This is a genomic window from Acidobacteriota bacterium (assembly GCA_016715115.1).
Lineage (GTDB): Bacteria > Acidobacteriota > Blastocatellia > Pyrinomonadales > Pyrinomonadaceae > JAFDVJ01.
Window position 1 is genome coordinate 796,159 of sequence record JADKBM010000016.1, and the last position, 24,400, is coordinate 820,558.

18 protein-coding genes and 1 pseudogene are annotated in these 24,400 nt (G+C 56.5%); 16 read left to right on the forward strand and 3 right to left on the reverse strand.

All coding sequences use genetic code 11. The features are described from left to right. Positions 1-24 precede the first annotated feature (24 nt). Positions 25-1,740 (reverse strand): nickel-dependent hydrogenase large subunit, encoded by a 1,716-nt coding sequence (locus IPN69_21395; GenBank protein MBK8813262.1) that lies wholly within the window; start codon positions 1,738-1,740, stop codon positions 25-27. Next, positions 1,733-2,893: a hydrogenase small subunit gene (locus tag IPN69_21400; GenBank protein MBK8813263.1), complete on the reverse strand. Its 1,161-nt coding sequence runs from the start codon at positions 2,891-2,893 to the stop codon at positions 1,733-1,735. Before IPN69_21400 ends, IPN69_21395 begins: the two co-directional genes overlap by 8 nt. Positions 2,894-3,351: 458 nt before the next feature. Between IPN69_21400 and IPN69_21405 the strand changes: the two are divergent. From IPN69_21405 to IPN69_21450, 10 genes and pseudogenes are all read left to right on the forward strand, one after another. Beyond that, positions 3,352-4,056 (forward strand): annotated as a pseudogene (locus IPN69_21405) (rRNA pseudouridine synthase). A gap of 1,591 nt (positions 4,057-5,647) precedes the next feature. Continuing rightward, the gene (locus tag IPN69_21410; GenBank protein MBK8813264.1) at positions 5,648-6,790 is read left to right on the forward strand and encodes an acyl-CoA dehydrogenase family protein; all 1,143 of its coding nucleotides are present in this window, start codon (positions 5,648-5,650) and stop codon (positions 6,788-6,790) included. A gap of 46 nt (positions 6,791-6,836) precedes the next feature. After that, entirely contained in the window at positions 6,837-7,826 is a 990-nt protein-coding gene (locus IPN69_21415) for a tetratricopeptide repeat protein (GenBank protein MBK8813265.1), read from the forward strand. Continuing rightward, complete coding sequence (locus IPN69_21420; GenBank protein ID MBK8813266.1) at positions 7,823-9,535, forward strand: CRTAC1 family protein; 1,713 nt, start codon at positions 7,823-7,825, stop codon at positions 9,533-9,535. The genes IPN69_21415 and IPN69_21420 overlap by 4 nt, the downstream gene beginning before the upstream one ends. Positions 9,536-9,562: 27 nt before the next feature. Next, positions 9,563-10,570 carry a nitrilase gene (locus IPN69_21425; GenBank protein ID MBK8813267.1) on the forward strand — a complete coding sequence of 336 codons (1,008 nt, stop codon included), beginning with the start codon at positions 9,563-9,565 and terminating at the stop codon, positions 10,568-10,570. Further along, positions 10,567-13,914 (forward strand): VCBS repeat-containing protein, encoded by a 3,348-nt coding sequence (locus IPN69_21430; GenBank protein ID MBK8813268.1) that lies wholly within the window; start codon positions 10,567-10,569, stop codon positions 13,912-13,914. Before IPN69_21425 ends, IPN69_21430 begins: the two co-directional genes overlap by 4 nt. Positions 13,915-14,159: 245 nt before the next feature. Continuing rightward, positions 14,160-15,926, forward strand: coding sequence for a CRTAC1 family protein (locus tag IPN69_21435; protein ID MBK8813269.1), 1,767 nt, complete (start codon positions 14,160-14,162; stop codon positions 15,924-15,926). Between the two features lie 130 nt (positions 15,927-16,056). Beyond that, entirely contained in the window at positions 16,057-16,881 is an 825-nt protein-coding gene (locus IPN69_21440) for a hypothetical protein (GenBank protein ID MBK8813270.1), read from the forward strand. Positions 16,882-16,962: 81 nt separating this feature from the next. Continuing rightward, positions 16,963-17,487 (forward strand): DinB family protein, encoded by a 525-nt coding sequence (locus tag IPN69_21445; protein MBK8813271.1) that lies wholly within the window; start codon positions 16,963-16,965, stop codon positions 17,485-17,487. 48 nt (positions 17,488-17,535) lie between these two features. Next, positions 17,536-17,928, forward strand: coding sequence for a hypothetical protein (locus tag IPN69_21450; protein ID MBK8813272.1), 393 nt, complete (start codon positions 17,536-17,538; stop codon positions 17,926-17,928). Positions 17,929-18,171: 243 nt separating this feature from the next. On the opposite strand, the gene IPN69_21455 is transcribed toward IPN69_21450, so the two are convergent. After that, positions 18,172-18,510: a hypothetical protein gene (locus IPN69_21455; protein MBK8813273.1), complete on the reverse strand. Its 339-nt coding sequence runs from the start codon at positions 18,508-18,510 to the stop codon at positions 18,172-18,174. A gap of 63 nt (positions 18,511-18,573) precedes the next feature. Here IPN69_21455 and meaB point away from each other — a divergent pair, with 63 nt between their 5' ends. From meaB to IPN69_21485, 6 genes are all read left to right on the forward strand, one after another. Continuing rightward, on the forward strand, positions 18,574-19,512 hold the full coding sequence (meaB, locus tag IPN69_21460; protein MBK8813274.1) for a methylmalonyl Co-A mutase-associated GTPase MeaB: 939 nt from the start codon (positions 18,574-18,576) through the stop codon (positions 19,510-19,512). Between the two features lie 109 nt (positions 19,513-19,621). After that, positions 19,622-20,029 (forward strand): methylmalonyl-CoA epimerase, encoded by a 408-nt coding sequence (gene mce, locus IPN69_21465; GenBank protein ID MBK8813275.1) that lies wholly within the window; start codon positions 19,622-19,624, stop codon positions 20,027-20,029. A 199-nt stretch (positions 20,030-20,228) separates the two neighbouring features. Then, positions 20,229-21,641, forward strand: a complete 1,413-nt coding sequence (locus IPN69_21470) for a peptidylprolyl isomerase (protein MBK8813276.1) — start codon at positions 20,229-20,231, stop codon at positions 21,639-21,641. Between the two features lie 131 nt (positions 21,642-21,772). Beyond that, positions 21,773-22,603 carry an MBL fold metallo-hydrolase gene (locus IPN69_21475; protein MBK8813277.1) on the forward strand — a complete coding sequence of 277 codons (831 nt, stop codon included), beginning with the start codon at positions 21,773-21,775 and terminating at the stop codon, positions 22,601-22,603. A gap of 82 nt (positions 22,604-22,685) precedes the next feature. Further along, positions 22,686-23,168, forward strand: coding sequence for a hypothetical protein (locus tag IPN69_21480; GenBank protein MBK8813278.1), 483 nt, complete (start codon positions 22,686-22,688; stop codon positions 23,166-23,168). A gap of 169 nt (positions 23,169-23,337) precedes the next feature. Beyond that, the gene (locus IPN69_21485) at positions 23,338-24,213 is read left to right on the forward strand and encodes an S-methyl-5'-thioadenosine phosphorylase (protein MBK8813279.1); all 876 of its coding nucleotides are present in this window, start codon (positions 23,338-23,340) and stop codon (positions 24,211-24,213) included. The last annotated feature ends 187 nt before the right edge of the window (positions 24,214-24,400 follow it).

Genomic DNA, 24,400 nt, shown 5'->3' on the forward strand with positions numbered 1-24,400 from the left:
AATCACAAATCCCAATTCCGAAATCTATTCCACTGTCACCTGATGGATCGTATTCCCATCGGGATCGTAAAGGTGAACCGCGCAGGCGAGACACGGGTCGAACGAATGGATCGTCCGGATGATCTCGAGCGGTTCGCCGTCTTTCGCGACCGGCGTCCCGATCAACGCCTCTTCGTAGGCCGAACGCTTGCCGGCGGCGTCGCGCGGGCTCGCGTTCCAGGTGCTCGGCACGACGAGTTGATAATTGTCGATCTTGCGGTCCTTGATCCGGATCCAATGGGCCAGCGCGCCACGCGGCGCTTCGGTCAGCCCGACGCCCTCGCATTCGGCAAGCCACGTATCCGGTTCCCACTTTTCGCGCGTGAAAGTGCTCATCTCGCCGTTCTTCAGGTTGCCGAGCAATTCGTCGTAAAACTCCTTGAGCCAACGCGCCGCGAGCTTTGTTTCGAGTCCGCGGGCCGCCGTACGCCCGAGCGTCGAAAAGAGAGCTGTCACAGGCACGGCGAGCGTCTTCAGCGCCCAGTCGACGACGTCTTTGATCTCCTGATTGCCGCGGCCGTAGCCGACGAGCATCCGCGCGAGCGGTCCGACCTCCATCGGGTTCTCTTTCCAGCGCGGTGTCTTGAGCCACGAATACTTGCCCTCGACGTTGAGTTGTTCGAACGGCGGCTTCGGTCCGGTGAAATTGAACTCGGTCTCGCCCTTCCACGGATGAAGTCCGGCTTGGTCGCCAGCCTCGTATTTGTACCAGCTGTGGGCGATGTATTCCTTGATCTCGTTCTCGTCCTTGCCGTTGACTTCCTGGATATTGGCAAGATCGCGGTTGAGGATCGCGCCGCGCGGGAACTTGTACGATTCCGGAAATCCGTAGCCTTTCGTCGGCAGATCTCCGTATGCGAGATAGTTCGAAAGCCCGCCGCCGATCGCCGCCCAGTCCTTGTAGAATCCGGCGATCGCCATCAGATCGGGAATATAGACCTGCTCGACGAAGGCCATCGCGTCCTTGATCAAACGACCGACGAGGTTCAGTTTTTCCGTGTTGATGGCGTTGACTTCCTCAAGGTTGAACGAGCACGGAACGCCGCCGACGAGATAGTTCGGATGCGGATTCTTGCCGCCGAAAATGGCGTGGATCTTGACGATCTCTTTCTGCCATTCGAGCGCTTCGAGATAATGCGCTACGGCAAGCAGATTAGCTTCTTTCGGAAGTTTGAATGCCGGATGCCCCCAATAGCCGTTGGCGAAAATGCCGAGCTGGCCGCTGTCGACGAACGTCTTCAAGCGTTTTTGCAGGTCCGAGAAATATCCGGGCGAAGTTTTCGGCCAGTTCGAGAGCGACTTCGCGAGATCCGACGTCGCGACCGGATCGGCCGAAAGCGCGCTTACGACATCGACCCAGTCGAGCGCGTGCAGATGATAGAAATGAACAACGTGATCGTGCACATACTGCGTGCAGAACATAATGTTGCGGACGAGTTCGGCGTTTTTGGGAACGCTGATCTTGATCGCGTCCTCGACCGCGCGAACGCTCGCCAGCGCGTGCACGGTCGTGCAGACGCCGCAGGCGCGTTCGACGAAGGCCCACGCGTCGCGCGGGTCGCGGCCCTTGAGGATCTTCTCGAATCCGCGGACCATCGTTCCCGAACTGTAAGCGTCCGTGATCTTGCCGCCTTCGACGACGGCTTCGATCCGCAAATGCCCTTCGATGCGCGTCACGGGATCGACAACTAGTCTAGCCATTCTGTTCACCTCCTTCTTCCGGCGCCGATTCGGCGGCTTCAGCGGCCTTGCCGCCGCGCGGTTCGACGATCACCGATTCGTCCTTGTGCTCTTGGATTACTTTATGTTTGCGGATATTCGAAGTGATCGCATGGATGGCGATTCCGCCGGCGGTCACGGCCGCGACCGTGGCACCGATCGTATCGGCGTTCGACTCTATGCCGAAACCCGGAAACGCTCCGAGATGCTGATAGAACGGTCCGTTGTCCCAGAAGCCTTTTTCGCTGCAACCGATGCAGCCGTGGCCGGACTGGATCGGATAGCTCAGATTGCCGTTCCATTTCGTGACCGAACAGGCGTTGTACGTCGTCGGCCCCTTGCAGCCCATTTTGTACAGGCAGTAACCCTTGCGCGCCGCATCATCGTCCCAGGCTTCGACGAACAACCCGGCGTCGTAGTACGGCCGACGGTAGCAAGTGTCGTGAACGCGCCGCGAATAGAATTCCTTCGGGCGCCCTTGCGAATCGAGTTCCGGGATCTTGCCGAACAGCAAAACGTGCGTCACGACGCCGGTCATAACCTCCGCGATCGGCGGACAGCCGGGAACGTTGATGACGGGTTTGCTGATGATCTTATGGATCGGCGTCGCGGTCGTCGGGTTCGGCTTCGCCGCCTGGATGCAGCCGTTTGAAGCGCAGCTTCCCCAGGCGATGATCGCCGCCGCCCCGTCGGCAGCTTCCTTCAGGATCTGTTCGGCGGATTTGCCGCCGATCATACAGTAGCCGGCGTCGCCCGTCGGGATCGATCCCTCAACAAGCAGGATGTACTTGCCTTTGTTGTTTTTGATCGTGTCGTCGCGCGTCTTCTCGGCTTGGGTTCCCGAAGCCGCCATCAGCGTTTCGGTGTAGTCGAGCGAGAGCGTGTCGAAAATGATGTCGGCGACTATCGGATGCGACGAACGAATGAACGACTCGCTGCAGCAGGTGCATTCCTGAAAATGCAGCCAGACGACCGGCGGACGGGCCTTTGTTTCGAAAGCCTGGACGACTTGCGCCAATCCGGAAGCCTCCAAACCGGCCGCCGCGGTCGCGAGCCCGCAAAAGAGCATAAACTCGCGGCGCGAATATCCTTTGGCCTCCATCGCCTGGCGGATCGTCGGAACTTGTTTTTGCATAGAACCTCCTTTGGTTCAGGAAGTTCGGGCGGAAATGGAACTCTTTGACCGTCTCGCGTCTTCCTGAAGGAAAAACGTCATAACTGTTAACATCGTCAGAGTGTGGCAATAACCTAGAAAAAGGCAATTTGGATTTCTTGCATCAATTTCCGTACCAGTAACGGGAGCCGCGGTTTTGCTGGGACTGGCGAATTGAAAGTGCGAAGAAGTTAACGATCGCGCGAGAATTTCGTGAAATTTTTCGCAGAAACAATCAATTGGCTGTTTGAAAAGTGGATAGATTCGCTGAAAGCGAATTAGATAATAGCCTGGGGTGAGCGAATCGTAACCCCAGGATTTTGGTCAGATGGGACGCCGACCCTGCCGGGTCGAAGGTAAGTCGTTGATTGTTCGACCCTTGCAGGATCATGAAGACTCCAGGATGAAATCCGGCCCCAAACGCGTTAAACTCTCACGGTATGCTTGAACGACTCAACAAACTCATCGCCCGCGCCGGTATCGCTTCGCGCCGCGGCGCCGACGAAATGATCGCCGCCGGCGAAGTTTCGCTCAACGGCGAGATCGTTACCGACCTCGGACGAAAGGCCGATCCCGAAACCGATCACATCAAGGTCGGCGGGAAACTCATCAATTCGAAGATAGTGACGCACGAAAAGGCCTACATCCTGCTCAATAAGCCAAAAGGCTATCTTTCGAGCGCCGCCGACCCCGAAGGCCGCAAACTCGTCGTCGATCTCGTCAAAGGCTTCGGAAAACTCCATCCCGTCGGCCGGCTCGATTTCAACACCGAAGGCCTGATAATTCTTACCAACGACGGCGATTTCACGAATTTCGTCGCCTCTTCGAAGCTGATCCCGAAGGTCTATGAGGTGAAGGTCAAAGGACTGCCGAACGCGAACGCGATCAACAAACTGCGCCGCGGAATACGCCTCGACGATGGATTCAAGACCTCGCCGGCCGAGATCCGCGAACTCAAATCGACCGAGAACAACGGTTGGTACGAAGTGACTCTGTTCGAGGGCCACAACCAGCAGATCCGCAAAATGTTCGATTCGGTCGGCCATTCGGTCGTCAAACTCCGCCGCACCGCGATTGGTCCGATCAATTACGATCGCCTTCCGGTCGGCGCATATCGCGAACTCGACCCGGAAGAAGTCGCGGCGTTTGCGAAGCCGATCAAGCGTCCGAAACCCAAAGTCATCGAGGCAAAGCCAGGAACTTACAGACAAAGGCGTCCGATTCGGTCAAAAGCCGATTCCAGCCGCGCAAGGCCCAAAGCCCCGAGCGCCCGCAAAGGAAAGGAGGAAAAAGGGGGGGGGGGGGGGGAGAAAGGGGGGGGGGGGGGGGGGGGGGGGGGGGGGGGGGGGGGGGGGGGGGGGGGGGGGGTAGGGGAAAAAGGGGGGAAAAAAGGAGAGCGTGTGGGGGCAATTGGGTGTCCGGGTTTGTCCAGGATTCTTTCGAACGCAGCGGGGGGAGAAAAAAGAAAAAGAGCCGCCCGAAAAAAAAAAAAAGAAGAGAAGAAAGGTTGTGTTCGGGTCGTCCGCCCATTTATGACAGGACCAGAATCGTATAGACGCCCAAAACACGACGCAGACTACCGTCATCGGTCTCAAAATATGAACTGAAGCCATTCAATAGGATCACGCTCAAAGAAAACGCTCCGCTCATTAGAAATGCCGACTTGAAGCCATCGGGATAGTTTCTGCTGATCCTGTCCCATTTGTATAGCCATACGATTCTATCAAGTGCAGAGTAAGCCAGCAGAAGCAAATCTTCGTGTCGGTCGTCGATTCGGGGATTTTCCCAAAGTCGAACTTTCCGAGATGCTTGAATGCTGGCTTCGCGGGCGGGGGGGGGGGGGGGGGGGAGGGGCGCCCCGGGGGCCGGCCCCCCCGGGGGGGGAGGGGGAGGGGCCCGGGGGAGAAAAGGGGAGGGGAGGACTCAGTGTCGGCTTTCCTGGCGACAGAGGGCCTACCTCCCCCCTAAAAGATTATTTTCCAACTCTTCGACAAATCGATCACGAACTGCGAAGTAACAACTCTGCCCGAATTCACACCGCGTTCGATCCGCAAAAACGCCATTTGAATCGCGAGTCAAACTTACCCGGTCGGGGAAGCGCTGCCATAGATCGATAATTGTCTTGAAAATCCGAGTTTCGCAATCTGCTGGTTCGAAAAAACGCAAAACTAACCTGAGGCCATTACCAGACGAGACCATCCGATCAAGCGCGTTCCGTAGCCTTTCATCTGCAATATCATCATTCAGTCGCGGCTCGTACATCAATAGATCGCCGCTAAGGAGTGCGGACTCAGCCATATTTGAAATAAACAACCCCCCCCCCCCCCCCTCCAGCTTCTTTTCAATCATGTACCGAACGTCTTTGTCGTACTCGACAAGACTCGGTTCTCCGCCCGTTTGCTGACTAAGATTCCGTTTCCAGCGCATCTTAAGTGAATTTCGATGTTTTGCGCGGGGTCCCCGCGGGGGAAGGCGGCGGGGGGGCGCCACCGAGGGAGGGGAGGGAGGAAGAGCGTCCCGTGGGGGGGGGGGGGGGGGGGGGGGGGGGGGGGGGGGGGGGGGTGTCGGTAAAAATCAAATTCGAATCGGTTCGCCAAAACTACCGTCTTTTTTAGCACGGTTCTATCCAGTATGCAACACCCGACTAAAATGATTATATCATTAAATCCAATGCGCACGAACAACTTGCTACCCCGCCGTTCGTTATGTCAAGATAATTTTTCTTTATAACGACCTATGAATTTCGAACTTTCAGAAGAGCAACTGCAGATCAAAATGAGCGTCCGCGAATTTGCGGAAAGTGAGATCAAACCGTATGTCCTCGAATGGGACGAGACTCAGCATTTTCCGGACGAACTGCGGCCGAAACTGGCCGAGCTCGGACTTTTGGGCGTAATTTTTCCCGAACAATATGGCGGCGCCGGAATGGGCTATGTCGAGTATTCGACGATCATCGAAGAACTGGCGCGCGTTTGCGGCGCGGTCGGACTTTCGGTCGCTGCCCATAATTCGTTGTGTTCGAACCACATCTACACTTTCGGATCCGAGGCGCAAAAGCAGAAGTACCTCGTTCCGCTGATTCACGGTGAAAGCTGGGGCGCGTGGGGACTGACGGAATCGATGGCCGGCTCCGACGCTTCGGGCACGCGGACGACGGCGGTCGCAACTGAAGGCGGCTGGAAGGTCAACGGCTCGAAGAATTTCATCACCCACGCCATCGCATGCCACACGCTTGTCGCGGTTGCGGTTACGGACAAAGAGAAAGGAAACAAAGGTATCTCGGCCTTCATTTTCGACAAGTCGATGGAAGGATTCCGGTCCGACAAGAAAGAGAACAAGGTCGGGATGCGCGCGTCGGAAACGGCGTCCGTTGTCTTCGAGGATTGTTTGGTCCCGACCGGCAATCTCCTCGGCAATCCCGGCGAAGGCTTCACCCAGGCGATGCAGATCCTCGACGGCGGGCGGATCTCGATCGCGAGCTTGAGCGTCGGCATCGCGCAGGGCGCGTACGAGGCGGCGGTCAGATATGCGAAGGAACGTCAGCAATTCGGCCGTCCGATCGCCGATTTTCAGGCGATCCAGTTCAAACTCGCCGATATGGCGACGCAGATCGAATGCGCCCGCTTGCTGACGCTTCAGGCGGCGGCGCTCAAGGACGCCGGCAAGAAGGTGACGCAGCAATCGGCGATGGCCAAGCTTTACGCATCCGAGGTCGCGGTCCGCGTTTCCGAAGAATCGGTCCAGATCCACGGCGGTTACGGATACACCAAAGACTATCCGGCCGAGAAGTACTGGCGCGATTCGAAGCTCTGCACGATCGGCGAGGGGACGAGCGAGATTCAGCGGATCGTCATCGCGAAACAACTTCTGAAAGGCTGACCCTTAAAGTTGAAAACACGCCAAAGAACGGTTAAGGTCTTAGGAAATGCGGAAGTTTTCATCTGACCATTTGCGAGTTCTATTGGCGACGGTTGCCGCGGCCGCGGCTCTCCTGACCGGGTGCGAGCCGGCCTCGAACAAGGACTCGGCGGCGCTCAAAAAAGATCAGGTTTCGGCCGGCCAACTTTCACAGATCATCAACGGCCTCAATGCGACCGCCTCGATCTCGGTCGAGGCCTTTGCCACGCTTAAGTCGATCCGTCAGAAGTATCCGCAAGCTCCGGAGGTTCGCGAAACCTACAAGAACGCGCTCATCGTTCGCTCCGACTGGGGAGCTCTCGAAACGCTCCTTACCGAAAACCCGGTCGACACGATGCCCGTGAAAGAACGTGAACTGCTCGGGAAAGTCTATATGAAAGCGGGCAAGCTCGAGTCGGCGACCGCGATCCTGAAGTCGCTTGCGACGGAATCACCGAATAATCTTGAGGTCCGCTCGATGCTTGCCGGATCGTACAATCTTCTCGGCCGATACGACGAGGCGGGCGCTGAAATCGATGCCGTCTGGGAACGTGTTTTGAGCGAAAGACATGTCGATTCGATCATCGTTCGCGGATCGATATTTGTTAATCAGAACCAGCTCGCCAAAGCCGAAGCGGCGTTCGTCAAGGCACTTGAATTGGCCCCCGACAACTCGGAGACGACCAACAATCTTAGTCGATTGTATGGCAGGCTCGGAAACGTTGAGAAGGCCGAAGTTTACCGGAAGAAAACAACCGAATTGCATAAGAAGGCGGGTGAAGCCGAGCTTCTGGCTCTTCGTCGTGTCGAAAAGATATACGCCATCGATAACGCTTGGAAGGCGAAGAACTTCTCGGAAGTCATCCGAATCGCAAATGAAATGCTTCCGACAACAGATAAGGCGAATGAAAAGATCATTCTCTACCAATATCTGTATGAATCGAATAAGGCGCTTGGGAATCAGAATGAGGCTCAGAGCGCGTTAGCCGAAGCACAGAAACTCCAGCAACAGAAATGAAACAATTGATCCTGATAAGTGCCGTAACAATGGTCTTGACCGGTTGCGGCGGCTCCGTTTCAAAAACCGGCCCGGCCGCCGACTCCTTAACCGGGCTACGCTTTGCCGATGCGACGGCGCGGAGCGGCATTGATTTCAAGCAAGTCCCGACGCGCACGGATAACAAGTGGATCCCGGAAATTATGGGAAGCGGCGCGGCTGTCGCGGACTTCAATCGCGACGGCGCTCCTGACGTGATCATTGTCAACGGCGGCGCCGTTGGCGCAGTATCGCGCCCGGAAAATGCGCGCACGCGGCTTTACATCAATGACGGCAAAGGTGCTTTTGCCGACAAGACCGACGATTGGAAGCTGTCCTCGGTCGGCTACGGTCAGGGTGCGGCGGTCGGCGATATTGACAATGATGGGTTCCCGGATCTTTTGCTGACGGAACTCGGCGGCGATAACCGTCTGTTTCGGAATACCGGTTCGGCATTTGAGGATGTGACCGAGAAGTCGGGCCTGAAATCCGATGGGAAATGGGCGACAAGCGCCGGATTTGCGGACTTTGACAACGATGGAAACCTGGATCTGTGGATCGTGCGGTATGTTGAATTCGATCCGAAGACCGCGACCAAGGTCTTTCGCAATCGCCTGATGATCTATCCGACGCCGACGTTGTACGCATCAATTGCGGATCAACTGTGGCGCAATACCGGCGGCGGTAAGTTCGTCGATGTCAGTGAGGCGTCGGGAATCAAAGCCGAACCGAGCAAGGGCCTCGCGCTCGGGATCACGGACATCGACGGCGACGGCGACGAAGATGTCTACGTCGCGAACGACACCGACAACAATCAGCTCTGGATTAACGATGGCAAAGGCAAATTCAAGGACGTCGCACAGATCGCGGGAGTCGCCTATAGCGAGACCGGACGCGAGGAAGGTTCGATGGGAGTCGATTTCAACGATTTCGACGGCAATGGCCGGATCGACATCGCGGTCACGAATTTTCAGGACGAAACGACGGCCATTTACAGCCAGACCGAACCGCTCCTTTTCCGCGAGATCTCGGATTCGATCGGCATCGGCCAACCGGCACGCGCCCGGCTAAAATTCGGGATCGATTTTTTCGATGGCGACAACGACGGGGACGAAGATCTGCTGGTTGCCAACGGACATGTCGAGGATAACATCAGCCAGAACTCGGACTCCGTGACGTTCGAACAGCAGAATACCTTGTATGAGAATCTGGGAAACGGCCGGTTTCGCGACGTTAGCGATCTTGCAGGCGATGCGCTGGCCGACAAAAAGGTCTCGCGAGGACTGGTCACCGCCGATTTCGACGGCGACGGCGACCTCGATTTTCTCGTCGTCAACAATGGCGGTTCCGCCCAGATCGCTTTCAACGAAACTGCTTCGAAGGGAAACTTCGTCGGACTCTGGCTCGAAGGGGCGAAAGCCAACCGTAGCGCGATCGGCGCGCGGGTCGTTGCCAAATTTGGCGCGAGGACCATCGAACGCCGCGTTCAGGGCGCGCAGAGTTATTTGTCGGTCAGTGATTTCCGGGTGCATCTCGGTTTGGGCGAAGCGCAGAAGATCGACGAATTGACCATCTTCTGGCCGGGCGGCGGACAGCAATCGATCAAGGACGTCGCCGCCGGAAAGTTCTATCACGTCAAACAGGACGCCGCGCCGGCAGCGTTCGTCCCGGGCGAAAAGCAGTTGAATTAGCAAACGAAATCCGGATTCCCATAATTTATGACTCAACTTCGCTATTCCGCGGCGGTTTGCCAAACGGATCTCGCCAATCCGGTCGAGCGCCGCGGGATGAAAAAGAACACCGACCGTATCCTGCAATTGATCGATTCCGCGGTCGTCGGCGCGATGCCGTTTCTGCCGGTCAGGCTGATAGTCTTTCCCGAGTTCGCGCATTCGGCGCCGGTGTTCGAAAAACTCGCCGATCTGCGCGAGAAACTCGCCGTTGAGATCCCGAACGAGCACACCGAACGGCTCGCAAAGAAGGCGAAGGAACACGACGTTTATATCCAGAGCGGTTCGATGCTTGAGATCGATCCGAAGTATCCGGGACACGTTTTCAACACGACCTGCCTGATCGGCCCCGACGGAATCCTTTTCAAGTACCGCAAGGTGAACCCGTGGATTCCGTTCGAGGTGCATTCGTCGCCGCACGACATCGAAGAATATGACGAAGAACTTTTTCCGGTCGCGCGGACCGAGATCGGAAACATCGGCTGCGCGATCTGTTACGACTGGATATTTCCCGAATCGACGCGGCAGTTGGCGATGAACGGCGCGGAGATCCTGGTCCGCGTTTCGGCGTATATGGACCCGTGGAACGCGTCCGAGCCGATGGACTGGTGGACGGTCGTCAACCGTTGCCGGGCGCTTGAGAACGTCGCGTACGTCGCGGCGTCCAACCAGGCGGCGAGTCTGAGCCATTATCCGCCGTATTCGTGGTCGGGCGGTTCGATGATCGTCGATTTCGACGGGCGTGTCCTCGCCCGCGCGAGCGAGGGACCGGGCGAACGGATCGTCGTCGCGCCGATCGACATTTCGGCGCTGCGTCACGAACGACAAACCCGCCGCGGCCACAATATGCCGGCGCATCTGAGGACCGAAGCCTATCCGGTCTATCGGGAACATATCTATCCGCCAAAACAACGTGACCGGGGTGAACTCTCTTACGAACTGAACAATGAGTTGATCGACCTCGCGAAGCATAGCCTGGGGAGTTCTGACGAATGATCCATCGACTTAGACCATCGTTAAGGCCTGCTTTTTCGGCCGTCGCGTGCGCCGTTCTTCTGGCGGCGATGGCGGCCTGCCGCCCCGCGATTCCCGAAAAAGCCTCGGGTGAATACGCCGCGGCGATCAAGTCTTTCTATGTCGGTCTCGCGGCGATGCAGGTGGCGGACGATGTGCGCGCGAAGCTGGAACTCGAGAACGCGGTGAAACTCGCGGGCGGCGAACCGGCGGCGTGGGCGAATCTGGGCGTTTTGCAGATGCGTCAGAAAGACTTCGACGCGGCTCTGAAATCGTTGGAACGAGCCCGAGGCCTCGCGCCCGAAAGCGGACGCATTTATGCCAATCTCGCCGTTCTCCAGTCTCAGCGCGGGAATTTCGACGAAGTCCGTAAGAATCTCTTGAAGGCGATCGAAGTCGATCCGTCGGACGCGAAACCGATCTTCGCGCTGGCCGAAGAGTTCGAACGCGATGGCAACGACGCCGATGCGTTGGCGCGATACGAGAGCATTCTCAAGATCTTGCCCGAGAATCCGGCCGTCGTAATCGAAGTAATGCGGCTCGCGGCAAAACGCAACGACCTCCCGAAAGCAAAAGCGGCTTTCGCGATCATCAGGCCGCGCCCTGATTACTGGGAAAAAGAGATCGTTGAACAGCATTCGTCTCTCGCGACGAGCGTCGAGGCCGGCAATACTCGGGAGGTGACCCAGAAGATCGCCTTCTTTCGAAATGTGTTGCTCCGCGTCCCCGAATTCCGCGGCGCGATCGACGACGTCAAGTACAGCAAGACGACGATCGGCGAGCCCTTCACGCGGCCGCTCAAGCTTTCCGTTCCGGACTTTTCGCCGGCGGCGCACGACGAGGAATTGGCCTTCGCCGCGGAGATCGTCGCGGACGAGCGGGCGGCGTTTGCGGCCGCGGTTTTCGCCGACGGAGACTCGGCTCCGGCAGTCGCGTTCGGTTCAGAAGGCGATCTTCGAATCGGCGGCGCTGCGGTTCGGTTCGCGGCGCGCGACATCGCGGCGATCGATATCGATTATGATTTCCGCAACGACTTTGTTGCGGCCGGACCGAAAGGGCTGCGATTCTTCAGCGCCGACCAAGCGGATCTCACCGGCGCAACCAAACTTCCGGCTCCGTTTTTGGCAAAAGGTTTTTCACGGGTTTTCACTTTCGACATCGAGATCGACGGCGATCTAGATCTGCTCACGGTCGGCGAAAACAGTTCGCTTGTCGCGCTGCAAAACAACGCCGACGGAACGTTCAAACAGATCCCGACCTTCGGCGAAGTGTCCGGCGCGACCGATTTCGTGTCGGCTGACGTCGATGAGGACGGCGATATGGACGCCGTGTTTGTCGCCGGAGCAAAATTGCTTGTGTTTTCGAATGAACGAGGCGGTCAGTTTCGCCCGCGAACGGTGCCCGCCGAAACCGCACTCGCGGTCGAGGCCGGCGATCTGAACGGCGACGGCCGGCTCGATCTCGTCGTTCTGCAGCCCGACGGGAAGATCATCCGCACGACGGACAAGGGCGGAAAAACCTGGGAGACGGCGGCGGTTGCCGAATCTGGAAACCTCGACAATCCGTCGTTGGCGATCCAGGATCTCGACAACAACGGCGCGGTCGACATCGTCTGCGGCGGCCGAATCTGGCTGACGGGCCGCGATGGAAAGGTCCGCGAACTGAAGAACCGGATCGACGGGCGCGTCGAATCGGCGGCCGATCTTGATGCCGACGGCCGACTCGATCTCGTCGGCCTCGATGCGGCCGGCCGGCCCGCGCGTTGGCTCAATCGCGGAAGCAAACCGTACGGCTGGCAGATCATACGGCCCCGTTCGGCGAAAGCGCAGGGTGACCAGCGGGTGAACTCGTTCGGCATCGGCGGCGAGATGGAACTGCGCTCCGGACTGCTCGCGCAGAAACGGCCGATCGCGTCGCCGCAGGTTCATTTCGGGCTCGGCGAACAGACTTCGACCGACCTCTTGCGCGTAATCTGGGGAAACGGCTTCATCCAGGCGGAGTTCGATCTCGCAAAAGACCAGCAGATACTTGTTAAACAGCGCCTGACGGGTTCGTGCCCGCACCTTTTTGCGTGGAACGGCTCGGAGTTCAAACTCGTCAAAGATGCCGCTCCGCTTGCGACGTCGCTCGGACTTAGGGTCTCCGACAAGGAGATACTGCCGGTCACGCAGACCGAAGAATGGTACAAGATCCCGGGCGAAGCGCTCGCTCCAAAGGATGGATTTTACGAATTGCGTGTCACCGACGAACTTTGGGAAAGCTATTACGTCGACCATTATTCCCTGTTGGCCGTCGATCATCCCGTCGGAACCGAGGTCTTCGCGAACGAGCTGTACCCGATCCCGACCCCTTTGAGGCTTCATTCGACATCGGTTCCAAGACGTTTCGCTTCGGCGACGGATGAAAAAGGCAACGATGTCGCGGCGTTGGTCTCGGAAGCGGACGAGGTTTATCTTGACACGTTCGCCGACGGCCGTTATCAAGGCGTCGCCGAAGAGCATTTCGTCGAACTCGAACTTCCGGCCGACGCCCCGCGCGACACGGGCGTGAAGATCATCGCGGACGGTTGGCTGCACCCGACCGACACTTCCTTGAACGTCGCCATCAGCCAGAGCGGATTCGAGAAGCCGAAAGGACTGAGCCTCGACGTCCAGGACGCGAACGGAAGATGGCGGACCGTCAAAGACGACTTTGGCGTCCCGGCCGGAAAGCTGAAGACGATCGTCGTCGAATTGCCGCCGGGCATAAGACGCGCGCGGCTGCGGACAAATATGGAGATCTTCTGGGACAAACTCGCGTGGGCCGAAACGGTGTCCGACGAATCTTACGGCTACCAACGGATCGATCTCGCCGATGCCGAATTGAATTTTCGCGGCTTCTCGGTGATTGAAAAGAAAGGCGAATCGGCACCCGAAATTCCGGATTACAACCGACTTGCGACGACGATCGAGCGTTGGCGGAGCATCGAAGGTTATTACACGCGGTACGGTTCGATCCGCGAACTGCTTGCATCTGCCGACGATCGTTACGCGATCGTAAGTTCGGGCGACGAAATGCGCTTGCGTTTTCGGGAACTGCCGCCCGTCAAACCCGGTTTCACGCGTGATTTCGTTTTTGTCGGCGTCGGGTGGATCAAGGAAGGCGATTACAATAATCTGTATTCGAAAACCGTCTTGCCGCTGCCGACGCACGCGACCAACGACTATTCGCGCCCGCCGGGCCGGCTCGAAGACGACCCCGTTTTTCAACGGAACAAGCGGGACTGGATCGATTTTCACACGCGCTACGTCGCGCCGGACGCGTTTCGAAACGCCGTTCGAAAGTAATGTCGCCGCGAATTGCACAAATTTCGCGAATCGGGCGTTCGGATGCGTTGCCGCCCGGGACCGCGATCGCCGCGAATTGCACGAATTTCGCGAATCGGGCGGTTGGATCCGTTGCCCCCACGGGACCGTGATCGCCGCGAATTGCACAAATTTCGCGAATCGGGCGGTTGGATGCGTTGCCGCCCGGGACCGCGATCGCAATATGAAAAATTCGCGCAATTCGTGAAATTCGCGACAAAAAAAGTATGAAGAAATTCGCCCGACCGATCATCGCCGTATTTTTTTTCGCATTGCTTGCGGTGCCGTTTGCCGTCAAGCGGTATTACGTCAGCGAAAAGCCCGGATTCGACAAAGAGTCCGCCGCCAAGCGCTACGGGTTCTATTTCGAAGAAACCGCGGAAAAGTCGGGCGTCACGTTCACTCACAAAGCCCCGACCCTCGACCCTAAATTGAACAACATAATGCCGCAGATTGCCTCGATGGGCGCGGGCGTCGCTGTCGGCGATTTCAACAGGGACGGTTGGAACGACTTTTATCTGACGAACAGCGGCGAAGGCTCGTTCAACGCACTTTACCGGAATAATCTCGATGGCACCTTCACCGACGTCGCCGCGGACCTGGGAGTCGCCGACCTGAACCGGGTCGAAAGCGGCGTTTCGATGGGCGCGGTCTGGGGCGATTACGACAACGACGGATTCGAAGATCTGCTGGTCTACAAATGGGGACGCACGGAACTTTTCCGGAACGACGGCGGAAATCGCTTTTCGAAGGTCGAAGACCCGGGTTTTCCGTCGTGGTCGAACATCAACTCCGCGATCTGGCTCGACTTTGACCGCGATGGCAAACTCGACATTTTTCTCGCCGGCTACTTTCGCGAGGATCTTAATCTGTGGAAATTGAATGACACGCGAATAATGCCGGAAAGCTTCGAGTACGCCAAGAACGGCGGGCGCAAATACCTTTTTCGAAACCTCGGAGACGGCAAGTTTGAAGAAGTTTCCGAGAGAGTCGGCATCAAGTCGAACCGCTGGGCGCTGGCTCTCGGGTCGGCCGATCTGAACTCGGACGGTTTCGCCGACTTGTTTATCGCCAACGATTACGGCGTTTCCGAGCTTTACCTGAACGACGGCGGCAAGCGTTTCATCGATGCCGGCGAGAAAACGGGCGTCGGCTTCGCGCCGAAAAGCGGAATGAACGCGAGTTTCGGCGACATCCTCAACGACGGACGTTTATCGATCTATGTCTCGAACATCTCGGAACAAGGAATTCTGCTTCAAGGCAACAATCTCTGGGTTCCGAAGACCGGCCCGGATCTCAAATACGAGAATCAGGCGAACAATTTCGGTGTCGAACTCGGCGGCTGGAGTTGGGGCGCGCAGTTCGGCGATCTGAACAACGACGGAAATCAGGATCTGTTTTTGACCAACGGCTATGTATCGGCCGAACGCGCGACAAACTATTGGTACGATTATTCGAAGATCACCGTCGGCAACAACACGATCATCGGCGACGCCGCCAACTGGGCCGATATGGGCGGGCGATCGCTCGCCGGCTTTCAGCAAAAGCGCGTCTGGCTGAACGACGGCGCCGGAAGATTCAACGACGTCGCGCTTTCGGTCGGCGTCACCGAGACGTTCGACGGGCGCGCGGTCGCGTTGGCAGACCTCTGGAACCGCGGCGTATTGGACGTCATCGTCGCACATCAGAAGGGTCCGGTCCTGATCTATAAGAACAGTCCCGCGAAAAAACAGCGTTGGATCGCGTTCGATCTTGCGAACGCGGGCGGAAAAGCAATCGGCTCGTCTGTAAAGATCTTTTGGGATAACAAGTCGCAAATCCAGGTGATAAACGGCGGAATCGGATTCTGCGCTCAGAATCAGCGCCGTCTTCATTTCGGACTCGGCGATTCGCAGAGCGTCGAGAAGGTTGAAATTCGCTGGGCATCGGGTAGAATTCAAACTATCCAAAATCCGGAACCGGACAAGATCCACGTGATTCGGGACGAGTATTGAGGCGGCCATCGTTCAGAGTTCCGCGTTCGGAGTTCCGCCTTCAGGCGGCCTCAGTATAAATTCTCCGGTATCGAGATCCCGAGTTCAACGCCGCCTGAAGGCGGAACTCCGAACGCGGAACTCTGAAGATATGAGTACAAATGTTATCCAGCTAAGCCCGGCGCCCGAGGTCGAGAAGATCTTCGGGATCGACACGCGTTTCGTGATGCCGATCCTGATCACGGTCATTCTGCTCGTTGGTCAGCTGACCTTCGGCATTCTCGAAAGCTATCCGCAGACGATCACCGCGATCCTCGTTTCGATCGCGCTCGAGATCACGTTCTCGCTGATGGTCTACGGCAAGTTCCCGCATCTCGCGAGCGCTTACATATCCGGGATCAGCGTCGGGATCCTGACGCGTTCGCCGGAATTCTGGCCGTTCGCGCTCTGCGCGGCGATCTCGGTCGCGTCGAAATACGTGATCCGCGTCAAGGGCCGGCACATCTGGAATCCGTCGAATTTCGGCATCTCGATGATGATCCTCATCGCCCCGTTCACCTATTCGACGCTTTCGATCCAGTGGGGCAACAATTTGTGGGCGATGCTCGTCATCTGGACGCTCGGTTCGATCATCATCTATCGTCTCAAGCGCTTTCACATCACGTTCACGTACGTCGCGTCGTTTTTCTTTTTCGCGATTCTTCGGTCGTTTTTCACCGGCGATCCGGTGTTGGCCGAGATCGCCCCGATAACAGGCGCGATGTACCAGTTGTTCATCTTCTTTATGATCACCGACCCGCCGACGACGGTTCGCCACTCGAGGGGCGCGCAGATGTTCGTCGCGTTTCTTGTCGCGTTCGCGGAATCGGTCCTTCGAATGACGGAGAACGTCCACGCTCCGTATTTCGCGCTCTTTCTGGTCGGGCCGCTGGCCAACCTCGTGGATATCTTCTGGCTGTCAAAGAAAAAAGTGTGACACGATGTTGCATCCGCGCAACATCACGAGTAGAATTTTAGGTCTTTCAATGTTCGCTAAACAAATAAAGGAGTAAGAGAAATGGAATCAGCAACCGCAAAAACATTCAACATCGCAACCGGAATCATTGGTGAACTCGATCACGAGATCGCGACCACGCGCAAGTGCGTCGAACGCCTGCCGGCGGAACTTTTTGACTGGAAACCGCACGAAAAGTCGATGACGCTCGGGCGGCTCGCCGGTCACGTCGTCGAAATGGTCAACTGGGTGACCGTCACCTGCACGACGTCGCAACTGGATTTCGCCGCCGGCGACTACAAGCCGTCCAACGCGACCAATGCCGATGAACTGGTCGCCGAACTCGACAAACTGGCCGCCGAAGCCGTTGAGGCGCTCAAGAACACGTCGGACGATCAAATGCACGAGCCTTGGTCGCTGAAAAACGGCGATGCGACGTATTTTACGATGCCGAAGATCGCAACGCTCCGCACGTTTTGCCTCAACCATATCTGGCACCACCGCGGCCAGCTCACCGTTTATATGCGCCTGAACGACATTCCGGTTCCGTCGATTTACGGACCTTCAGCGGACGAAGGGCAGATGTAACTGCATTTCGGATTTGGGATTTGGGATTTGGGATTTGGGATTTGGGAATTGGGATTTGGGATCGGCTGTCAAGAGAGCAAATCCCGATCCCAGGTTCCAAAACCCCGAGAAATTCCAGACATTCCAGGCATTCTAGATATTCCAGACATTCCAGGCATTTCAAGCATTCCAGGCATTCCAGGCATTCCAGACATTCCAGGCATTCCAGGCATTCCAGGCATTCCAGACATTCAAAACATTTCAGACATTCAAGACATTCCAGGCATTCCAGGCATTCCAGGCATTTCAGGCATTCCAGGCATTTCAGACATTCCAGGCATTCCAGGCATTCCAGACATTCAAGACATTCAAGACATTCCAGACATTCTAGATATTCCAGGCGTTCCAGGCATTCCAGACATTCCAGGCATTCCAGACATTCCAGACATTTCAGACATTTGAGGCATTCCAGACATTCCAGACATTCAAGACTTCGGTTCGAATGTGCGGAGCACGCGGAGCGGAACGTGGTGTCAGCCGCGGACAATTCAAGCGAGCGTGTAAAACACGCGAACCTATTGCAACAACGAGAGTTACGCGTGTTACTCACGCTTCGTGAATCGGAGCGACGAGCCACCACGTTCCGCTCCGCTCCACGTGCTGTTATCGCAAGCTCGCGTGCTCCGCACGCTTGAAGAAGCAAATTCAGTTCCTCAAACGGCTTTTTCCGACAGGCTCCTTGAATCTGGAATCTTGAATCTGGAATCTGGAATCTGGAATCTGGAATCCGAAATCCGGAATCCGGAATCTTGAATCTGGAATCTGGAATCTGGAATCTGGAATCCGGAATCCGGAATCTGGAATCTGGAATCTTGAATCTGGAATCTGGAATCTTGAATCTGGAATCTGGAATCTGGAATCTGGAATCCGGAATCCGGAATCCGGAATCTGGAATCCGGAATCCGAAATCCGAAATCCGAAATCCGGAATCCAAAATCCAAAATCCCAAATCCCAAATCCGAAGTGCCAAATCCGAAATCTCAAATCCCAAATCCGAAATCGCTTTTGCCATTGGAACGTCATGATGCGAAAATTTCCTTTACCGTCATGACATTTACCGAACTCGTCGAAAAACTGTTCAAAGGCGAACCGCGCGCGGTGGCGCGGGGAATATCGATCGTCGAAAACTCGCTCGCACGTTCCGCCGAACTGATGAAAGCCGTCTTTCCGAAAACCGGAAACGCTCTCGTCATCGGCATAACGGGCGCGCCGGGAGCCGGAAAGTCATCGCTTGTCGACAAGCTTGCGATGTTTTACAAGGAACGCGGCGATCGCGTCGGGATCATCGCGGTCGATCCCTCGAGCCCTTTCTCCGGCGGTGCGATCCTCGGCGACCGAATCCGAATGTCGGCCCTCGGCACGGACAAGAACATTTTTATCCGCTCGATGGCAACGCGCGGAAATCTCGGCGGGCTGTCGCGGGCGACAGTCGACGCGGTCGCGATCCTCGACGCGGCAGGATTTGATAAGGTCATAGTCGAGACGGTCGGCGTCGGGCAGGACGAGGTCGAGATCGTCAAGACCGCCGATGTTTCCGTCGTCGTGCTTGTTCCGGGAATGGGCGATGATATACAGGCGATAAAGGCCGGAATTATGGAGATCGGAGACGTTTTCGTCATCAACAAATCCGATCGCGAAGGAGTTCTTCGCACCGAAAAGGAACTTCAGGCGCTGCTCGAACTCGCCCATCGCCCCGACTTCTGGCATCCGCCGATCATAAAAACGGTCGCGACCGAGTCGAAAGGCATCGAAGACCTCTCGACCGCCATCGAAAGCTATTACGAGTTTCAGAAAAACGGCGAGAATCTCGTTCGGAGGCAAGCCATCGCCCGCTGGCGCCTTTTGGAGTTGCTGCAGGAAAAGCTTCTCGCCGACGTATTGGGAAGGGACGGAACGGGCGAGAGGATCGAACGTCTCGCGCTTGAGATCGCGCAAAAGGAAACGGATCCTTATTCGGCGGTCGAGCAAATTCTCTCGCCGGATTGACTTCGTTGCCGGCGAATTGCGCCAGAGAATAGTGGGTCGAGGAATTTTGCTTCTGAGTTCGCGTGATTCGCGGGCAAGAGCAACACAGGCATCGTTGATCGGAGGAAGTTTGGATATGAAGATAAGTCACCTTGGCATCGCAACAAAAGAGATCGCCGAAGCCTTGAAGTTTTGGGAAGGCGCGCTCGGGCTGGAGAATGTCCACACCGAGACGGTCGAGGATCAAAAGGTTCGCGTCGCAATGCTTCCGCTTGGCGAGTCACGTGTCGAACTTCTCGAGCCGACATCCGACGATTCGCCGATCGCGAAATTCATCGAAAAACGCGGCGCCGGAATTCACCATATTGCGGTCGAGGTTGACGATATCGAAGCCGCGCTGGCGAAATTGAAGTCCGAAGGCGCGCGGCTGATCGACGAAACGCCGCGGATCGGCGCCGAGGGTTGCCTGGTCGCATTCGTCCATCCGGCGGCGTCCGGCGGCGTTCTGCTCGAACTCGTCCAGGAGAACCGCGGCTAGGTCCGAAGGGGGTTAGAGATTTTCCGCCACAGAGGATCGAATTCCCGGGGCGTTTTGCGCCTAACCACGGCTTAAACGCTGTTCGATGATCCGGCCCCGTCGCAGCTATTTACCGTCGCGCATTGAATTATTGCGAATATCAGTTAAAATTCATCTTTTGCGCATCGAATCTAATTAATAACAGTGAGGATCTAAGAAATTGAGTAGTTTAGGAAAAGCAGTTGTTCTGTTGGGTGTCATTCTCGCCATCGGCGCGGGCCTCGTCTTCTGGAAAAACAAACACGGCGGTCAGGGCGGCGAGTTCAGCAGCCTTTCGAAGGCAGAGATGGAGGTCTTGCTGAAGGACGCGAATCCGATGCTTCTGAAGCGTCTCGCGGACAATCCGGAAATGAAGAAGCAGCAGATAGACAATCTGAAACAGCTGCTCGCGCTCGCCAGCGAAGCTCAAAAAGACAGCACCATCAACACGATCTCGACCCGCCGCGCGCTCGAGTTCATCGATGCCGCCGTCTGGGCGCAAAGCTACGATCAGGAGATCAACAAGGGCAAAGGCCCGATGCCGCCGTTCGGCTTCATTACGGAAGACCAGATCAACGCCTATTACGGCGATAGCGAAGCGGGTGGATTCTTTGGAAACGCCACTGCTCGGCGCCGCAAGGCCGAACTCGACCAGTTCGTCGCGCTGAACGTCGAGATAATGAAAAAGAACAACAAGGCGACCAAAGAGGATGCGCAACCGAGCGAAGACGAGTTGAAGCAGTTCCGTCAGCAGTATGCGCAGGTCAAAATTTACGAAGAGGAAGCCAAAGACAAGGCCAAGGCCAACTCGCTTCCGGCCGATTTCGTTGCGAAGACCGAAGTTCAGAGCAAACTCCAGCGAGCTCAGTTCCTCGCGCGACAGTATCAGGAAGTTCTGGCGAAACGAACCGAAGTGACCGACGCCGACATCGCCAAATATCTCAGCGAACATCCGGAGATCAGCTCGGGCGCGGACAAGAAAACCAAGGCGGAAGAGGTTCTGAATCGCGTCAAAGCGGGCGAGGACTTTGCCGCGCTTGCCAAGGAGTTCTCTGAAGATCCGGGCAGCAAAGACAAGGGCGGGCTTTATGAGGGCATCGTGAAAAAACAGATGGTGCCTGAATTCGAAAACGCCGCGCTCGCGCTCGAACCCGGTCAGGTATCGCCGAATCTCGTCGAAACGAATTACGGCTATCACATCATCAAGCTCGAAAAACGCGGCGAAACCAAAGATTCGGCCGGTCAGGTGACGGAGACTTACGACGCCCGCCACATCCTTATTTCGACGATGATGAAGGATCCGGACAATCCGATGGGCCGCGAAATGCCGGTCAAGGACTTCGTCAAGCAGAAGCTCGAAACCGAGAAGGAAAAGTCGGTCCTAGACCAGATAATGGCGGCCAACAAGATCACGGTTGCCGAAGACTTTGCGGTTCCGCAGGTTTCCGAAGAAGAACTGCAGAAAATGATGCAGCAGCAGATGCAGCAGCAGATGCCGCAAATGCCGGAAGACCTGGAAAAGGCTCCGGACGCGAAGAAGCCCGACGCGAAGAAGCCCGATGCGAAAAAACCGGCCCCGAAGCCGAAGAACTAGAGCGGCGGACAAATAGACGGACAAGCGGTAATGAGTGACGGGTCAACTTCGTCACTCATTATTGTTTATCCCAGGATTATCCAAGAAACAGTCCGATTCGAAGGCGGTTTTGGTTTTCGCGGCCAAATGAAATGCGAATAGGCAATTACAGGGTTGAGATTCTCCCCGACTCCGAGTTCAGGCTCGACGGCGGCGCGATGTTCGGCGTCGTTCCGCGCGTCGTCTGGGAAAAGAGTTGTGCTCCCGATGAGTTGAACCGGATCCGGATGAATATGAATTGTCTGTTCGTTGAGACGGCAACCGAGCGCATCCTGGTCGAAACGGGTATCGGCGAAAAATGGAGTGAAGACGAAGCCAAGAGATTCGGGATCTTCCGCGAGCGGCCGTTCGCCGAAACGATTCGGGAAAAAACCGGTTATGGGCCCGACGATATTTCGATCGTCGTCAACACTCATCTCCACTTTGACCACGCGGGCGGGAACACGATACTCGTGGACGGACGGACCGTCCCGCAGTTTCGGAACGCCCGGTATCTGGTTTCAAAAAGCGAGTACGAAGCGGCTGAGAACCCGACCGAGCGTGACCGGGCCAGTTATCGGGCCGAGAACTGGCGGCCGCTTGTCGAATCGGGGCAACTCGAATTGATGCCCGATTCGTATGAGGTTGTCGACGGACTCAGACTCGATCAAGTTCGCGGCCATTCGGCGACGATGCAGACCGTTGAACTCACTCGCGCCGGTGAAACACTATTCGGGTTTGCCGATCTCATTCCAACGACCGCTCATCTGCCTTACGCCTGGATAATGGGCTACGACCTCTTCCCGCTCGAGACTCTCGCCGCCAAAAAGGATCTTCTTCCGCGCGCCGTTGCGGAGAAATGGATCTGCCTTTTTTATCACGATTTCGAGCGCCCTCTTTGCCGACTCGCCTCGCACGGGAGTAAGATTGTACCCGCCGATTGAATACGATGCGCAAATTCCCTGCAAGCGCGCGTCAGACTCTTGGATCTTTCAACCAAAACAGCTTTTCAGGAGGAGCTAAGTTATGAGAATCAATACAGCGGCGGCGGGACACACGGGACCGGTCAAAAACGGGGCCGCCGAATGGCTCGCGTATGATGCGACGCGTGACACCCAAAAGCGAATGTTGGAGCGGGCGATCACCGTTCTGACGAACAATGTGCGCGGCAGCCGGAACTGCAACGCGGCTTTTCAGGCGTTGCCGGGCGGAAGGTCGTTTGACGACATCTTCGACGACAACAACGTCTGGATCAGTTATTGCCCGGACAATGCGAACTACGGATTTACGAACCGCGTCAGCGGAACCGAGATCACGATTTGCGAACTCGCGTTTCGCTGGGGCTATTGGACGGTCGCCGGAACGCTCGTCCACGAAATGGGTCACGTCAACGGCGCCGGCACGACCGATCACGCCGCTGAAGGCACGCTTCCCGCTTGCGGACTCGGCCGCGTCCACGATCCGAACATCATCGGCTCACGCGACACTCAACCGATCTACATCGCCTGACGAGCGATAATAACTGAATTGATTTGAATCAGAGCCCGACGGTTCTGATTTTTTTTTGATTTGAATTATACTCAGACTTTCACGTTTTCAGCCTTCAGATCGGGACAACGGGCAAGCTCAGCAACTTGCTGCAACCGACAGCGAAAATGGCCGTAACCAAAATCAGATTATGGAACAAGTAAAAATTGGAATCATCGGCGGCAGCGGATTGTATCAGATGCCGGAACTTACCGATGTCGTTGAAGTTGTGGTAGAAACGCCGTTCGGGACGCCTTCCGACGCGTTCATCATCGGGACGCTCGAAGGCGAGCGTGTTGCGTTTCTGCCGCGCCACGGCCGCGGGCACAAATTCACCCCGACTGAAGTTCCCTACCGCGCGAACATCTATGCGATGAAGCTGCTCGGCGTCGAATATATCCTGTCGGTTTCGGCCGTCGGATCTTTACAGGCGAAGTACGCGCCGATGGATTTCGTGATCCCGGATCAGTTTTTCGATCGGACCCGCGCCCGCGCCGAGGAATCGACGTTTTTCGGCAACGGCATCGTTGGCCACATAACGTTCTCGCACCCTGTTTGCGACGAACTCGGCGACATTCTCGAGGCGAGCTGCAAAACCGTCGAAGGCTTGAACGTCCATCGGGGCGGCACGTATCTTTGTATGGAAGGTCCGGCGTTTTCGACCAAGGCCGAGTCCAATGTCTATCGGCAATGGGGAATGGACATCATCGGGATGACCAATCTCCAGGAAGCGAAGCTCGCGCGCGAGGCGGAGATCGCGTACGCGACGATGGCGCTCGTTACGGATTATGATTGCTGGCACGAGGAACACGATTCGGTTTCGATCGAAATGGTCGTCGGTTATTTGACAGCGAACGTCCGCAACGCGCAGCTCGTGCTGAAAGAAGCCGTCCGGCGAGTTGCCGCGAAAGAGACGCCGAACCAGTTCGCCGGCGCGACGAAGAACGCGATCTTTACTCAGCCGGATCACTGGAATCCCGAAACGGCAAAGAAACTCGAGGCGATCATCGGGAAGTACGGGAAGTAAAGGGAAAAGGCAAAGTCAAAGGGAAAAAGGCAAAGGGAAAAAGGGAAAAGGCAAAGGGGAAAGGCAAAATGGGGAAAGATTCCGTGCTCGCATTTTTGCGAATCTTCTTTCGTAGCACCTTGCCACTTTTGAGAACCCGAAATCGTCAAATCATCAAAAGAAAACCAGAAAAGCCCGGCAGAAATTC